We start from the raw sequence: 15,054 nt of genomic DNA on the forward strand, positions 1-15,054 counted from the left end.
GTTCGAGGTTCGAGGTTCGAAAACATTATTTAAGATGTGTGTTTTTACGAGGAGTAATATGAATTTTTTAAGATTAATTTTGCTGGATAAAAAAAACAGAGTGAATATTTATGATTTTTGCAAAGTATATAAGTATTAAGATCTCATACATGTAATCACTTAAATAAAGTCGACATTGTTTAAGGCAACAACTTTAGACTATTACAGTTATGAGTAATAAGGCAACTTTTGAAATAAGTTAACACCTATATAGGTTGCAGCCATGCTTAATACTGGAATTAAGAATAATGTTAAAAGCGGAAATAAATCGAACATTGGGGCCACCTAATTTAATGTTATCTATAAAGAAGAAACCGTAAAATAACGTAATTATTTTTAAATTATTTCATAAAGTGATGAATGGTTAATATAAATGATGAATGGAAAAACACTAAAACATTGATAAATCTAACCTGAGTGACTTAGGTTAAACTTACCACCTGTCAAAACACCATTGCATTAAATTTGGCGCTCTTTTACTTAACTGAATCCCCATAAACGTTACTAATAAACTTGCTACAGGTGTAAGTAATATGCTGAATAATAATGATGATTGAATCATAACAACATCCCTATTTAGTTACTTGTGCGATAATGAAAGACTTTTTTTTCGTATGAGATTGGGCTTTTAAATCTCTGATAATCACGCGATTCGGTCGAATTTCATTATTAAATTCATTCAAAGATTTACTAATGCTTCTATAGGTCTCTTTTTCTATTTGAAGTTTAGCTTCATTAACTTGAGATAAAACAATATGATCCATCATAGTTTTAAAATTTACTTGCTCTGCGCTAGCTGATGCTGATGCACCTAAAATAGTAAAAATACCTACTGCAACTTTTTGAGTAAACTGTGACATTTTATTCTCCTTGAAATTAAATAATGTCGATTTTATTTTAAAGTTACATTAGGTATTACAAGGTATGTGCCAACTATATAAGAAAAACATAAGGCATTGATATTTATTGAATTTAAAATAATTAATTTTATTTAGTGGTTAATTTAACGAAATAAATGGTGAGTTTGACGATAAAATTACAAATTTATATTTAATGAGATTCCGATTTCGGGAATCTGAATCCCGAAATCAAGACACTATTTCTTACATTTTAAGATAACAAGCTGTATTTACTTATTCAGGTACAAATGACAATGCTTTTTCCATTGTGCTTATGTCAGCTTGTTTTCCATGACCATTTTCAGATAAATGGCGGCGATATGAGCGTGCGCCAGGTAACCCTTGGAACATGCCCAACATGTGACGCGCTACATGCCAAAAGTTTGCACCTTTGCTCATTTCATCTTCAATATAATCATACATATTGCGAACTACTTGATGGCGTGTGATAGGGTTAACGGCTTCATCACCATATATAAGCTGATCAACTTGTGCCAGTATAAATGGGTTTGCATATGCTTCACGCCCCATCATAACACCATCTATTTTATCTAAATGCGTAATAGACTCAGCCAAAGTTTTCACACCACCATTGATACTAATATCTAAATGAGGGTAATCTTTTTTAAGCTGATATACACGTTCGTAATCAAGCGGTGGTATTTCTCTATTTTCTTTTGGGCTTAAACCATTTAACCATGCTTTACGGGCATGAATAATATAGTCATCACAGCCCACTTTATGTGTGATATCTATAAACTCACATAAAAACTCATAAGAGTCTTGCTCATCTATACCAATACGGGTTTTTAAAGTAACAGGAATATCAACTTGTGCTTTCATTGCAGAAACACAATCAGCAACCAACGTCGGTTCAGCCATTAAACATGCGCCAAAACGCCCATTTTGCACACGATCAGATGGACAACCTACATTTAAGTTTATTTCATTATAACCGCGTTCTTGTGCTAACTTTGCACACTTAGCTAAAGATTCAGGATCTGAGCCCCCTAATTGCAAAGCAACAGGTTGTTCATGATGATTAAAATGTAAATAATCCCCTCGACCAAATAAAATAGCACCAGTCGTGACCATTTCTGTATATAAAACAGTATTTTTAGTTAACTGGCGATGAAAAGTACGGCAATGACGGTCAGTCCAATCGAGCATTGGAGCGATTGAAAATCTACGGTTAACAGGTTTGTTGTTCATATTCTTTCTAGGCCTTATATTTACTGGGCTTAGCTGGCTAAGGCCTAGCAACCGCTCAACTTCAAAATTGTTCATTTAACCATCACACTGGACCACAAATAGGACCTCTGACGCTGTCGGGACCCCAAATAGGCCCCATAAAACGGTTCTTAATTACAATAGGTGACGGAGAAAAATAATGGCGTATTTTATCATAGAAGTTGTGAAGCCTGCCAATAAGAAAGTTTACTTATTTATAATTCATAAAGGCCACTTTAATTTAGCGGCCTCGAATGTTTTATTTATCTGTATAACCCCAAGGGGCTGCCGGTGGTGAAATTGGTTTAGTTAAGTCAAAATCAACACGAAATAGCTTTCCTTGTCTAACTAATCTATAGGTAAATCTTTCTGGGTAAATATGCATTTCCCAAATGTTATGAGTAGATTGTGGAATTTTACGTCGGATAAAATCTTCTTTTGAATATTGATCTGCAGGGAAAAACTGCGCCTGCGCAAAACCCGCATCGACTGTGTGACCACCGTACATAGTGGCATCATCATATGAGCCATCTTTTTGTCTATGATCGTGCTTTAATGAAATACCCGAACCTGTTTTGGTTAAAATCCAAGTTCTTGAAGCATCGTTACCCACGTGGAATGGGATCTGTAATTCTCGATCTGAACACTTTCTTACATGCATCACCAATTTTTTATTAGCAAAAGAGTCACTGTTTGCGCTATCTGCAACTAGCTTGCCTTCATAGGCTTTACCGCAATGGGCTTTTAAATTATTAAAGTAAGCATCTTGGCTGGCGATTGAAACGAAAGGAGCCTCTAAAATTATCGGTGTTTCTTTGGCTGTTGCGCTCGTAGCTGCGGCTAAAGCTAGCGTAGTTGAAATCATTTTTATTATATTTTTCATTGGCTAAGTTCTAAGCTGAATTAAAGTGATCGACATATTGCCATATCATTACAGGCACTTACTAATAACTTAAGCTAGTATGCTATTAAGGTGCGACTACTTGTATTCTCAGTTGATATAGCTAATACAAGATTTGAACTTACCTTGTTTATAATTATTACGAAGTGAATTATTTTTTATAAAATGGGTTATATATATTGAATAACTTATAAAGGGAATGTATTGGATAAATACTTATGACAACCAAAACAAGTAAATTAATACTAACAACGGTTAATTTGTAATATGGCACAAAAGAATCAAGGTCAAGAAAACCTCTTAAATACAGTTGAATAAGCTGTATCAAACACATAATACTCGATGTCATAAAACAAAAATGGGCGACGAAATAAAACGGACATTTCTTAATTCTATGCACATAAAATAAAGCAATAACAAATAAAAGCTCCATCATAAACATAGATAAATAAAACAGCTTTCTAAGTTTCATCTTTTCAACTTCAAATGAGAACGTAAAATCTCTCACTTCAGATGTCATAAAATGAAAAATGAAAACTGTGAGCGCACTTAGAAAACTAGAAAGTAAAATACGATTGCTTTCATCTTTATTTTTTTCGCCAAATATTAAAGGAGTTATTTCACGCATAAATAAGAGCAAAATCATTATAAACGAAAGCGCTTCAAATTTAATGATCAAGACCCCTAAAGTCTTAAGTGCGATATCAATACCTATCATTGAAGAGCGCCTTTACTGAGGGGGCTCAATACCATCACCTCCTCCTGAACCTAGAGTTTTAGGAGGTTCAATACCGTCACCTCCTCCTGAACCATTCGGTTCAAGTATCACACTATCAAGTGCTAACTTCCTGAGCCCATCCATACTAAAACTTACAACATCTGACTCTAAGGTTGCTTTAGTTTGAGTATTCCCCACCTCTTTAGAAGAGCTCATGTCTTGCGAGTTGAGTGAGTTTATTGCCTGATAATCATTTACTTTTGTTCCTGTAACATTCATAACTTACTCCTTCACTTTTATTTAAAATACAAAGGTTTTCTGTAATAACTTATGCCACTTGTTATAAATAATAGACAGCTATGGTAATTCTATATTGGGAAAACATTGTTATTTATTTTTTTCAAATTAATAAATAAGTTGTATTTTATAAGTGCTATTGTATGGCCTTGAGATCAAAGGTTAATGAACGCAAGATTACGAGTTATAAAAGCAGAAATTAAGCAAATTCATTTAAATTGTTAGACTTAAAGCGAAAATAAGAGCTCTTACGTATTATGGTACATATATTAAGCAGATTTTCACGCTACATTGGTATAGAATAAAATCATTAATAAATACCAATATAGCGATAATCTAGTTGGTATAAGGATATAAATGCATGAAAATAGACTGTCAAATAGAACAAAGCGCACTAATCCAAAAAGCGAAAGATGTATGCGAAAGTAAAGGTACGCGATTTACAACAATACGTGAAAAAGTTTTTGGATTGTTAGCCGAAACAGATAGCGGTGTTGGTGCTTATGATTTACTAGAACAATTAAAAGTCACTGAGCCAAACGCCAAACCAGCTACAATATACCGTGCTTTGGATTTTTTATCTGAAATGGGCTTTATTCATAAAATAGAAAGCACAAACTCATTTATGTTATGCCACCATTTTGACCATACACACCCTGTGCAGTTACTCATTTGCGATAATTGTGGTAATGTTAATGAGTTACACTCAACAATTATATCGCATGAGCTTAATAATCAAGCGCAAGAGCTTGGTTTTACAGTATCTAGACAAACAATTGAAGCACATGGTCTTTGCCAAAAGTGTAATTAAAAGTAAATTTTAGTGATTTAAGTTAAGATGACTTAATAAAATAGTTTGCAATTTAAGACTAAAAGCACTTGAATTAGTAATTAGGAAAGGCATTAAGCCTTCGTTTGAAATAACAATTGGATTTGTATAATGAATGTAGAATTCATCAACCCTTTTTTATCATCTCTTATGAACGTATTAAGCACCATGGCTCAAACACAATTAAAGCCAGGTAAACCTATGATGAAAAAATCGGAAGTCGCAAAAGGCGATGTATCAGGTTTAATTGGCATGGTGGGCCCACAAACCAAAGGTTCTTTATCTATCTCTTTTGATGAAGAACTATCATTAACCATAATGGAACGTATGTTAGGTGAGCGACCTGATGCCATTAATGAAGAAGTCACCGATATGGTTGGTGAAATTACCAATATGGTTGCAGGCGGCGCTAAAAACCTTTTAGGTGAAAAAGGCTATGAGTTTGATATGGCGACACCCGTAGTTGTATCAGGTAAAGGCCATACTATCACTCATAAATGTGATGGTCCTAAAGTATTAATGCCATTTTCCTGTGATGCAGGTGCTGCTCATATTGAAGTCTGTTTCGATAAACTATAACTGAATTTATAGTAATGAGCTGGTTTCAAAAAACAATTACATTAAAGCCACGTTCTCGTGGCTTTCATTTAATCACTAATGAAATAGAGCACGCATTGCCTGAACTGAATAAATACCATATTGGCTTAGCCCATGTTTTTATTCAGCATACCTCCGCAAGTCTTACAATTAATGAAAATGCCGATCCAACCGTTAGAATAGATATGGAAAGTCATTTCAATCACTTTATACCTGAACGACAAAGCTACTACTTACATGATTATGAAGGTGATGACGACATGCCTGCACATATTAAAGCTAGCACGTTAGGAAATAGCCTATCTATTCCCATTACAAATGGTCAATTGAGCTTAGGTACTTGGCAAGGGATTTATTTAGGTGAGCATAGAGATCACGGTGGTGCTAGAAAGCTTGTTATTACACTGCAAGGTGATTGCGAGTAAACTCAAGGTTTACTCAACATATTTATAATCAACTCTGGGTGTAATATTACATAAAAGTTCATATGGGATAGTTTCAGCATGTTTAGCGATTACTTCAACGGGTAATTCAGGGCCCCATAGAATTACTTCATCTGCGACTTTATCTTGTAAAACATCACCTAAATCAATTGTAATCATGTCCATAGATACACGCCCGACTAAAGGCACTTTACGACCGTTAACCATTACTGGTGTGCCAGTTTGCGCATGACGTGGATACCCATCACCGTAACCCATCGCAATAATACCTAAATAAGTATCTTTAGTACTGACCCAGTTAGCACCATAACCGGTTGATTCACCTTTGTTAATACGTTTAATCTCAATCAAGCGGGTTTTTAAACACATAACAGGCTTTAAACCATGAACTGCACCTGATTTATCTAACATAGGTGATACACCATATATCATCAGACCTGGCCTGATCCAATCTCCATGACTTTGCTGCCAACCAATAATACCAGCAGAATTAGCTAAACAAGTTTGTTCTTTCACTTGCTTTGTTATGGCTTCAAATAACTTTAACTGAACTTGAGTCATTGAATTTGTAATATCGTCAGCACATGCAAAATGCGTCATTAGCTTAATATCAGGTTTTACATTTTTGCTTGCAGTTAACCTGTGGTAAAAATTGCTAAATTGAGATGGCGTAATACCGAGTCGATGCATGCCTGTATCAATTTTAAGCCAAACGGTTAATTGGCCATCTAAGTCACAGGATTCGATATCTTTTAATTGCGTTTCATTATGAACAATTGTTTGAAAGTTATTTGCCAATAAAATTGGTAGATCTGTTTTATCAAAAAAACCTTCTAATAAAACAATTGGCTTAACAAGGCCACCAGCACGTAATGCCAAAGCTTCATCAATCCTAGCAACTGCAAATGCGTCAGCTTCATTTAAGTTTTGTGCAATTTGCACCAAGCCATGACCATAAGCGTTCGCTTTAAGAACAGCCATGGTTTTACTATTTGGTGCAAACTCGCGTACTTTTTTAAGGTTATGACTTAATGCCGTTAAATTTATTTCTGCGGTAGCTAAACGCATTTGATTACTCTTTTTAAATTAATAGTCATCGTCCATTGCAGGACCGGCATAGTTATCAAATCGAGAGAATTGGCCTTGGAAGGTTAAGCGTACACGTCCAATTGGACCATTACGCTGTTTACCTAAAATAATTTCAGCGACGCCTTTATCAGCGGAGTCTTCGTTATAAACTTCATCACGGTATATAAACATGATTAAATCGGCATCCTGCTCGATTGAACCTGATTCACGTAAATCTGAGTTAATTGGACGTTTATCAGCTCTTTGCTCTAGTGTACGGTTAAGCTGAGAGAGCGCAACAACCGGGCATTCAAGTTCTTTTGCTAAGGCTTTTAATGAACGAGATATTTCACCAATTTCTAGGGTACGGTTATCCGCAAGGCTTGGCACTTTCATTAATTGCAGGTAATCGACCATGATCATGCTTACACCATCATGATCTCGTGCAATACGCCTAGCACGAGAACGCAACTCAGTAGGCGTTAAACCTGAAGAGTCATCAACAAACATTTTACCTTTTTCAATAAGTAAACCCATAGTGGATGATAAACGCGCCCAATCATCATCGTCTAACTGACCCGTTCTTACTTTTGTTTGGTTGATACGGCCAAGTGAGGCTAGCATACGCATCATGATTTGTTCTGACGGCATCTCTAGTGAAAAGATAATGACAGGCTTGTCTTGGGTCATTGCAGCATGCTCAGCAATATTCATTGCAAAGGTTGTTTTACCCATAGATGGACGTGCTGCTACTATGATTAAATCTGAATTTTGAAAACCACAAGTCATTTTATCTAAATCAGAATAACCAGAACTGATCCCCGTAATACCGTCTTGGGGTGATTGATATAACTCTTCTATTTTATCTACTGTTTTTTCTAGTATGGTATGAATACTTTGTGGGCCATCACTGCTTTTAGTACGAGATTCAGCAATTTTAAATACTTTACTCTCGGCTAAATCTAATAGCTCATGGCTTTCTCGACCTTCAGGATTAAAACCTGCTTCAGCAATTTCATTAGCCACGCCTATCATTTCACGTACAACAGCACGCTCACGTACGATATCAGCATAGGCTGAAATATTGGCAGCACTAGGGGTATTTTTAGCAATTTCACCTAAATAAGCAAAACCACCTATGCCTTCAAGTTGATTATTTTTTTCTAACGTTTCAGAAATGGTAATTAAATCTATCGGCTGATGTAAATCAACCAGTTTTTCCATTGCCTCAAAAATAAACTTATGCGTACGGGTATAAAAATCTTTGCCAACAACACGTTCTGCTACGCGATCCCATGCTTCATTATCTAGCATTAGACCACCTAAAACAGACTGCTCTGCTTCAATGGAATGCGGAGGAATTTTTAAAGTATCAATTTGTTTATCAAATTGCTTTTCAAATTTTTGAGACTTTTCGAACTTTGCCATTTCATCATACTAATAACTTCTAATATGGCTATTCTATCGACTCTGATTATCAGTTAATACTAAAATTTTAATTCAATAAAAAAAGCTGAGCTAAGCTCAGCTTTTTTATGTGATTTTAAAGCGAGTTTATAGTGCCTTAAGATTAATACGGCCACTAATTGTATCTATTTCAATATCTGCTTTACCACCTAACATTTCAAACTCTAATGAGCTTGAAGGTCCATATTTAGGTTTATTTACTTTATCACCAGTTAAGCTATTTCTAATTTTACCACCAGCATGAGATTCAATTTCAAATTTTGCCGATGCTTTTTCTGATAAATTTAACTGTACATTGCCGCTCACAGTTTCTATTTGCACTCTCGCATTATTTGAAAAGCTTGGAATAGATAAATCTAACTCACCATTTACAGTACTGATATCTAATCGCTGAATTGAGTCTGCGTGTAACTCTATTTCGCCATTTACATTTTCAATTCTAATATCTTCAGCTTGTGTTTTAGTTTCAATATCACCATTTACTGCATTAAAACGTAAACGTCCTTGAGAATCTGTATCATGAATACTGCCATTCACTGTTTCATAATGTATTTTTCCACCTAATGCTTTAGATCTAATGCCACCATTTACAGTTGTTAAATTTATTTTACCCGCTAATTTATGGGCTGATATATTACCATTAACAGTTTCAATGTCTGAGCCACCTTCCACTTGAGAAATATCAACATTGACATTAACACCCTCAAAATCTAAATCACTATTAATTGGCACATGGATCACTAAATTAGAACCTTCTCCTGAATTCCAACTTCGCATCTTTCTTGGCATTTTCACTTTAAAAATAGTTCGGTTACCTGAACTTTTAAATTCATAATCCAAAGCTTTATCATCTAACTCACCTGTTACTTTAACTTCGGACTTGTTCCAACCCTTAATTTGAACATCACCACGTTGATTTTCTATGATCACTTTGCCATTACTTGAAACAGATAATGTTTCATCTATTTTTTCACCTGCAAATGCAAAGGTACTTGAGATACTTAAAAGTGCTACCGCTATTAATTTCATTGTCATGGTTATTCTCCTAAATCTGTTGCCATTTTGGTTGGTGCACTCGATTAATCAGCTCCAACTGCTGTCTATATACTTGCGCTAGCATTCGTAATAATGTCGAATTTTGCGGTTCATTTTTTAAGGCTTGTTTAATTGCCGTTTCAGCTTGTTCTAAATCATCTAACTGAGACTGCCAATCATCTGTTAACGCTGGTTTTGCTTGATATTGCACTAAAAGCGCTTGTTTCTCTGTTTCAAATAACTGACTCATTGAAGCCACATTATTTATCTCACTACCTTCAGGTGATATCTGTGTATTAGATAAAAAGTTAATGCTTAACAGTACCGCTGCAAAACATGCTGCTATAACAGACAGCTTTGTAAAATGATTATTTACTTTAGGTTTATCGTTAAAGTCTATTGCACGATCTATCCCTTGCCATAAATCTTTTTTAGGCTGAATTTCTTCAGGCATCTTTTCTAAAGAGTGTTTTAAAAAATTATCAAAATCTTTATTGCTCATCTTCATACCACTCCTTTAATAAATTACGTGCGCGATGATATTGCGCTTTGCTTGAGCCAACTGCCATATTCAAAATAGTTGCAATCTCTTCATGGCGATAACCCTCTACGGCATACAATACAAATACCATTCTTGCTCGTTCTGGTAATCGTAATATCAACTTGTCTAAGCCATTTAAGTCGTGTTCGTCTTCAATCGCTTGTTCATCCATGCCTGCATCTTCAGTACTGACGACTTTTTGCAACCAACTTTTTTGCTTTCGTATATAGCTAATCGTGATATTTGCCGTCACACTATGTAACCAAGTTGAAAATTTTGACTTGCCATCAAAGTTTGCAATTTTTTGCCACAATTGAACAAATACTTCCTGTGATGCATCTTCAGCTGTTGATTTATCAGCGGTTAAACGTAAACACAACGCATATACCCTACTAATATATTGATTATAAAGTTGTTCGAAAGCAGATCGATCGCCTTGCTGTACAGAAGCAATCAATTGTTCTTCTTGTACTGCAGCAAACCTTTGCTCGGCTTTAATTAACATTTAAAGTCACCCAAATAGTCCCTTGAATTAGTTTTTATAACGTATTAAGTTGCTTTAATGTATTAGACGCTTGCTTGGTAGGAAAAGGTTTAAACAAAAATAAATTATTTTTTAAAACATCATACTTAAAAACAAAAATGCGACTAATAACCCAGCAATAAATAATTATTGAGTGAGTACATTAATCGCATTAATTTATTTTTAAAAGTAATTAATTCTTTTAAAAGCCTAAAATTACTTTACTAAAGAATTAGTTAACCAGTATAAATCAGAATGAATACCTGCTGCTGTTACTTCTTTACCGGCACCTGGGCCTTGAATAACAAGTGCATTTTCTTGGTACCACTGACTATTTATTACAAAAATATTATCACCCGCTTTTAATGTTGCTAAAGGATCGTCTTTAGCAACGGCTGATAATCCAACTTTAGCAATCAATTTATTTTCAGTTAGGTTAAGTTCTGCAACATATCTCAGTACTAAGTTATCTTTTGCAGCATTTGATAGCTTTTCATCCATATAAACATCAAGTACATCTCGTTTATCTAAAAATGACTGCCAATCTCCTTGGGTTAATTCTAGTGGCATCATAGGTGTGAGCTCAATATCATCTAAATCTAGCGATAAACCCACTTCCCTTGCAAGGATAAGTAATTTACGTTGCACATCTCGACCAGATAAATCTTCTCTTGGATCTGGCTCAGTATACCCCATGCCTTTTGCTTGTAATAATAGCTCTGAGAAAGGTGCTGCACCATCATACTCACAACACAACCACGATAAAGTACCAGAGAAAACACCAGACAAACGCTCAACTTTATCACCTGAGTGTTGTAAGTCGTTTAATGCAAAGTTAATTGGTAAGCCTGCACCCACACTTGTATTGTATCGCCACTTTAAATTACGCTCAGATAGTTTTTCTCTTAAGCTATCATACCAAGATGTTTGCGCAGTACCTGCGTATTTATTAGCACTGATCAAGTGGCAATTTTGCGATGCAAAATCAGGATATAGCAAACTAAATTCTTCGCTAGCAGTAATATCAATCACCACTTTATGCTCATAATCTAACTGTTCAAGCTGATTTATCAATGTTTCTTTCTCATAACTAACAGCTGTATTTTGCCACTGTGGTTGCCAATCAGATAACGCGATACCATCAGTATTAAATAACATACTTTTACTACGTACTAATCCAACCAGTTTTACTGGGATCAGTTGATTTAAACGTATTAGTTGCTGTTCTAACTGCTCAATAAAGGTTGCGCCTACATTGCCTAAACCTGCAACAATAACAGCTAATTCTTGTGAATCACTGATCAATTCATCATGTAATACGGTTAATAAATCCGTATCAAAAGCTTGCTCACATAATACTAAACCATACTCATTGCCTAAAAGGTCTTTTTGAGAAAAGGCAAAACGCACATTAATATTATATTTTTGCAGCAGTTTACTTGCTTGCTCTGTTAATTGCTGTGCAACTGAGTTTGGACAAACAATTCCTAAACCAAACAAGTTAGATTCAATTAAATTTGCACGCCCTGATAAATGATTAATCACTGTATGGGTATAAGATGCCGGAATTAATAAATAAGTATCACCATCAAGGTCAAAGTGATGCAAACTATGCTGAATAAGTTGGCTTAGCTCACCAATCTCTCCATCTGCTAATTCTTCTATTTTCACCAAGTCATGATTATCTAAAGTTGTTAAAAAGTGCTTTTGTTTTGCGCTACCTTTTTTAACGATTTCAGTACCACCACTATGACTATCAAAGCTGCTTCTAACAACTAGCTTAATATCGGTTTCTTTTAATGGGGTTAATGTTTTAGCATGTAGTACAGGATTGCCTAATCTTGCCAATAGGTTTGCTTGCTCTCGGCACACTTTTGAATATTTTATAGCATGTTTAACTTTTCTTGGATCAGTACTGTAAACACCTTGGGTATCAGTCCAAATAGTCACACTTTGCGCATTACAATAACGCGCGATTAATGTTGCGCTATAGTCACTACCATTTCGCCCTAAAGTAACAGTTTCACCATCAATATCTTTAGCAATAAAACCCGTCACTACATTAAATTGCAGTGCATTTAAAACTTCACAACTTTTTTGATTAGTGTCATGCTGAAGCTGACCATCTTTTAATAACAGTAAATCTCTGGCATCAAAAGAGTGTGCTTTATAATCTAGCTGCGTTAAATATTGCGCTAATAGCCTTGAAGACCATACTTCACCATGCGCTAAAAGCTGTGCTTCTATTAACTTATTTTGTTGTGCTAATTGAGTTATTGCATCTAACTCAATATTTAATTTACCTAACGCATGAACTTGTTGCTCATCAATTAACAGTTCACTTATCAATTCTACTTGATGGTTTTTTAATAATTTAACAACATCGCAAATGCCTTGTGCATCATTTTGCTGATAACACTGCCATAGCTTAACAAGTGTATTTGTCGTTTTACCTGCAGCAGAAACTACAATTGAGTCACCTAATTGACAATGACTAATTATAATATTCGCTACCGCATGATATCGCGCTGCAGAACTTAGGCTAGAGCCACCAAATTTATGTACTGATTTATTCATTTCAATTTACCAAATAGCTTCATTAGCAGAAGTTAAGCACTTAACATTTGCAATATTTATATCATTTACAGTGTAATTTAGATTCTTAAGATTTTGAACCTACACCGGGTTTTGTTGCTTCAAAAGTACGTTCTAAATCATTTATTAAATCTTGAACATCTTCAATTCCCACTGAAACTCGGATCATTGTATCGCCCACGCCGGCTTCCAATCTTGCGGTTGCATCCATACCTGCATGAGTCATAGTTGCAGGATGACAAATTAGGCTTTCAACACCACCTAAGGATTCAGCTAAAGTAAATTGCTCAACACTTGTTAAGAATTTTGCTGAGTCGTTAATATCACCTTTAATATCAAAACTCACCATACCGCCAAAACCTTTTTGTTGTTTTTTAGCGAGTTCATGTTGTGGATGAGATTTTAAACCTGGGTAATATACTTGTTCAACATATGGGCTTTTTTCTAAATACTCAGCAACAGCCATCGCATTTAGCTCATGCTGTTTAATTCTCACATTTAATGTGCGAATACCACGTAAAGTCAGGTAGCTATCAAAAGGCGCACCTGTAATACCGATATTATTTGCCCACCAAGCAAGCTCAGCACCTAACTCTGCTGTTTTAGCGATTACAGCTCCGCCAACAACGTCAGAGTGCCCATTAATGTATTTAGTTGTTGAATGCACAACAATATCTACACCTAATTCCATTGGATTTTGTAATGCAGGTGATAAAAATGTATTGTCGGCAGCCACTAAAGCGCCGCACTGCTTAGCGGTTGCAACCACTTTACTGATATCTGTTAAACGTAATAACGGGTTACTTGGTGTTTCTATCCATATAACTTTGGGTTTGATATTAAGAATTTCATCAAAACTTGCATCTAATGTGAAGTTAACGATTTTTAATTTTAATAAACCGCGTTTTTCTAAACTTGTGAATAAACGGTAGCTACCACCATAACAGTCGTGTGGGATCACTAAAGTATCTGTAGATGATAATAGTTGTGTAATTAAATGCACTGCAGCCATTCCTGTTGCAGTAATAATGCCTTTTTCTCCACCTTCTAATTCAGCTAAAGTTTCAGCAAGAATGTCTCTTGTTGGATTGCCGCTGCGTCCATAATCGTAAGCACGCTTTTTATCAAAGTCAGCAAATGAATAAGTAGTTGATAAATAAAGAGGCGGAACCACTGCACCGTGATGCTTATCTGCTTCGATGCCTTTTCTTACAGCTGTTGTTGCTTTTTTTACTTGAGTCATTTTTAATACCTACAACCAATTAGATGTTTAGACGTCTAAAAGGTTAATTCAATAAGTTTGGGAAGTCAAAACTTTTATCCATCTAAATAGCTAAACATCTTAAATTTGACTATCTTAGATAAATAGATAAAATTTCGAGTCAATAAAACAATTAAAATTACATAAAGTAGTTCTATTAGACTAGTCAGATTAGTATAATTTAGCTCGACAACAAAAGCGCGGTTTGAATAAAAGGCAATTTAAGTATATGGCAACAAAATGGAATGGTGAATATGTTCACCCATACGCAGAACATGGTAAAAAATCAGAGTTAGTTAAAAAAATAACTGTTTCGATTCCATTAAGTGTTTTAAAAGTACTTACTGACGAAAGAACACGTCGACAAGTAAATAACTTGCGTCATGCAACAAACAGTGAATTACTGTGTGAAGCATTTTTACATGCATTTACTGGACAGCCACTACCCAATGATGAAGATCTGAAAAAAGATAATCCAGATCACATTCCAGCTGAAGTTAAAAAGATAATGACTGAAATGGGTTTAGAATTACCCTTTATGGAAGATGAAGATTAATTATTTTCAGCTTTAGCTAAAGTAAAATATTAAGTCCATATAATAAAAAAGCCAA

At 35.1% G+C, this 15,054-nt stretch carries 17 protein-coding genes; 4 read left to right on the forward strand and 13 right to left on the reverse strand.

All coding sequences use genetic code 11. The features are described from left to right. Positions 1-472: 472 nt before the first annotated feature. The 6 genes from KO527_RS26270 to KO527_RS09195 form a co-directional block, all read right to left on the reverse strand. Complete coding sequence (locus KO527_RS26270) at positions 473-601, reverse strand: hypothetical protein (protein ID WP_289847680.1); 129 nt, start codon at positions 599-601, stop codon at positions 473-475. Positions 602-611: 10 nt separating this feature from the next. After that, positions 612-899 (reverse strand): hypothetical protein, encoded by a 288-nt coding sequence (locus tag KO527_RS09175; RefSeq protein ID WP_216040009.1) that lies wholly within the window; start codon positions 897-899, stop codon positions 612-614. Between the two features lie 273 nt (positions 900-1,172). Continuing rightward, on the reverse strand, positions 1,173-2,150 hold the full coding sequence (gene dusA / locus KO527_RS09180; RefSeq protein ID WP_216040035.1) for a tRNA dihydrouridine(20/20a) synthase DusA: 978 nt from the start codon (positions 2,148-2,150) through the stop codon (positions 1,173-1,175). A 277-nt stretch (positions 2,151-2,427) separates the two neighbouring features. Then, positions 2,428-3,039 (reverse strand): hypothetical protein, encoded by a 612-nt coding sequence (locus KO527_RS09185; RefSeq protein ID WP_354668611.1) that lies wholly within the window; start codon positions 3,037-3,039, stop codon positions 2,428-2,430. Positions 3,040-3,220: 181 nt separating this feature from the next. Next, positions 3,221-3,787: a hypothetical protein gene (locus KO527_RS09190; protein WP_216040010.1), complete on the reverse strand. Its 567-nt coding sequence runs from the start codon at positions 3,785-3,787 to the stop codon at positions 3,221-3,223. A gap of 12 nt (positions 3,788-3,799) precedes the next feature. Next, positions 3,800-4,066, reverse strand: a complete 267-nt coding sequence (locus KO527_RS09195; RefSeq protein WP_216040011.1) for a hypothetical protein — start codon at positions 4,064-4,066, stop codon at positions 3,800-3,802. Positions 4,067-4,445: 379 nt separating this feature from the next. Here KO527_RS09195 and KO527_RS09200 point away from each other — a divergent pair, with 379 nt between their 5' ends. The 3 genes from KO527_RS09200 (at position 4,446) to KO527_RS09210 (ending at position 5,935) form a co-directional block, all read left to right on the forward strand. Continuing rightward, positions 4,446-4,895: a transcriptional repressor gene (locus tag KO527_RS09200; protein WP_042152154.1), complete on the forward strand. Its 450-nt coding sequence runs from the start codon at positions 4,446-4,448 to the stop codon at positions 4,893-4,895. Between the two features lie 129 nt (positions 4,896-5,024). Continuing rightward, a complete protein-coding gene (locus tag KO527_RS09205; protein WP_216040012.1) occupies positions 5,025-5,492 on the forward strand; it encodes a chemotaxis protein CheX in 468 nt (155 codons plus the stop codon). Between the two features lie 14 nt (positions 5,493-5,506). Continuing rightward, complete coding sequence (locus KO527_RS09210; protein ID WP_216040013.1) at positions 5,507-5,935, forward strand: secondary thiamine-phosphate synthase enzyme YjbQ; 429 nt, start codon at positions 5,507-5,509, stop codon at positions 5,933-5,935. A gap of 9 nt (positions 5,936-5,944) precedes the next feature. Here KO527_RS09210 and alr read toward each other — a convergent pair whose 3' ends face one another. The 7 genes from alr to metB all read right to left on the reverse strand — a co-directional run bounded on the left by alr (position 5,945) and on the right by metB (position 14,425). Then, complete coding sequence (gene alr, locus KO527_RS09215) at positions 5,945-7,021, reverse strand: alanine racemase (protein ID WP_216040014.1); 1,077 nt, start codon at positions 7,019-7,021, stop codon at positions 5,945-5,947. An 18-nt stretch (positions 7,022-7,039) separates the two neighbouring features. After that, on the reverse strand, positions 7,040-8,449 hold the full coding sequence (dnaB, locus tag KO527_RS09220) for a replicative DNA helicase (RefSeq protein ID WP_042152143.1): 1,410 nt from the start codon (positions 8,447-8,449) through the stop codon (positions 7,040-7,042). A gap of 126 nt (positions 8,450-8,575) precedes the next feature. Beyond that, complete coding sequence (locus tag KO527_RS09225; protein WP_216040037.1) at positions 8,576-9,517, reverse strand: DUF4097 family beta strand repeat-containing protein; 942 nt, start codon at positions 9,515-9,517, stop codon at positions 8,576-8,578. Positions 9,518-9,533: 16 nt separating this feature from the next. Further along, a complete protein-coding gene (locus KO527_RS09230) occupies positions 9,534-10,031 on the reverse strand; it encodes a hypothetical protein (protein WP_216040015.1) in 498 nt (165 codons plus the stop codon). Then, positions 10,015-10,569, reverse strand: coding sequence for an RNA polymerase sigma factor (locus KO527_RS09235; RefSeq protein ID WP_216040016.1), 555 nt, complete (start codon positions 10,567-10,569; stop codon positions 10,015-10,017). The genes KO527_RS09230 and KO527_RS09235 overlap by 17 nt, the downstream gene beginning before the upstream one ends. 234 nt (positions 10,570-10,803) lie before the next feature. Continuing rightward, a complete protein-coding gene (gene metL, locus KO527_RS09240) occupies positions 10,804-13,164 on the reverse strand; it encodes a bifunctional aspartate kinase/homoserine dehydrogenase II (RefSeq protein ID WP_216040017.1) in 2,361 nt (786 codons plus the stop codon). Positions 13,165-13,249: 85 nt separating this feature from the next. Continuing rightward, positions 13,250-14,425, reverse strand: coding sequence for a cystathionine gamma-synthase (gene metB, locus KO527_RS09245; protein WP_216040018.1), 1,176 nt, complete (start codon positions 14,423-14,425; stop codon positions 13,250-13,252). Positions 14,426-14,672: 247 nt separating this feature from the next. Here metB and metJ point away from each other — a divergent pair, with 247 nt between their 5' ends. Next, positions 14,673-14,999, forward strand: a complete 327-nt coding sequence (gene metJ, locus KO527_RS09250; RefSeq protein ID WP_042152129.1) for a met regulon transcriptional regulator MetJ — start codon at positions 14,673-14,675, stop codon at positions 14,997-14,999. Positions 15,000-15,054: the final 55 nt, after the last annotated feature.

This window comes from Pseudoalteromonas sp. C2R02 (assembly GCF_018860845.1).
Taxonomy (GTDB): domain Bacteria; phylum Pseudomonadota; class Gammaproteobacteria; order Enterobacterales; family Alteromonadaceae; genus Pseudoalteromonas.

What these genes read in the sequence shown, in the direction of transcription:
- KO527_RS26270 (WP_289847680.1), bottom strand. Translation starts at nt 601, where the DNA reads ATGATTCAATCATCATTATTATTCAGCATATTACTTACACCTGTAGCA.
- KO527_RS09175 (WP_216040009.1), bottom strand. Translation starts at nt 899, where the DNA reads ATGTCACAGTTTACTCAAAAAGTTGCAGTAGGTATTTTTACTATTTTA.
- dusA (WP_216040035.1), bottom strand. Translation starts at nt 2,150, where the DNA reads ATGAACAACAAACCTGTTAACCGTAGATTTTCAATCGCTCCAATGCTC.
- KO527_RS09190 (WP_216040010.1), bottom strand. Translation starts at nt 3,787, where the DNA reads ATGATAGGTATTGATATCGCACTTAAGACTTTAGGGGTCTTGATCATT.
- KO527_RS09195 (WP_216040011.1), bottom strand. Translation starts at nt 4,066, where the DNA reads ATGAATGTTACAGGAACAAAAGTAAATGATTATCAGGCAATAAACTCA.
- KO527_RS09200 (WP_042152154.1), top strand. Translation starts at nt 4,446, where the DNA reads ATGAAAATAGACTGTCAAATAGAACAAAGCGCACTAATCCAAAAAGCG.
- KO527_RS09205 (WP_216040012.1), top strand. Translation starts at nt 5,025, where the DNA reads ATGAATGTAGAATTCATCAACCCTTTTTTATCATCTCTTATGAACGTA.
- KO527_RS09210 (WP_216040013.1), top strand. Translation starts at nt 5,507, where the DNA reads ATGAGCTGGTTTCAAAAAACAATTACATTAAAGCCACGTTCTCGTGGC.
- alr (WP_216040014.1), bottom strand. Translation starts at nt 7,021, where the DNA reads ATGCGTTTAGCTACCGCAGAAATAAATTTAACGGCATTAAGTCATAAC.
- dnaB (WP_042152143.1), bottom strand. Translation starts at nt 8,449, where the DNA reads ATGGCAAAGTTCGAAAAGTCTCAAAAATTTGAAAAGCAATTTGATAAA.
- KO527_RS09225 (WP_216040037.1), bottom strand. Translation starts at nt 9,517, where the DNA reads ATGAAATTAATAGCGGTAGCACTTTTAAGTATCTCAAGTACCTTTGCA.
- KO527_RS09230 (WP_216040015.1), bottom strand. Translation starts at nt 10,031, where the DNA reads ATGAAGATGAGCAATAAAGATTTTGATAATTTTTTAAAACACTCTTTA.
- KO527_RS09235 (WP_216040016.1), bottom strand. Translation starts at nt 10,569, where the DNA reads ATGTTAATTAAAGCCGAGCAAAGGTTTGCTGCAGTACAAGAAGAACAA.
- metL (WP_216040017.1), bottom strand. Translation starts at nt 13,164, where the DNA reads ATGAATAAATCAGTACATAAATTTGGTGGCTCTAGCCTAAGTTCTGCA.
- metB (WP_216040018.1), bottom strand. Translation starts at nt 14,425, where the DNA reads ATGACTCAAGTAAAAAAAGCAACAACAGCTGTAAGAAAAGGCATCGAA.
- metJ (WP_042152129.1), top strand. Translation starts at nt 14,673, where the DNA reads ATGGCAACAAAATGGAATGGTGAATATGTTCACCCATACGCAGAACAT.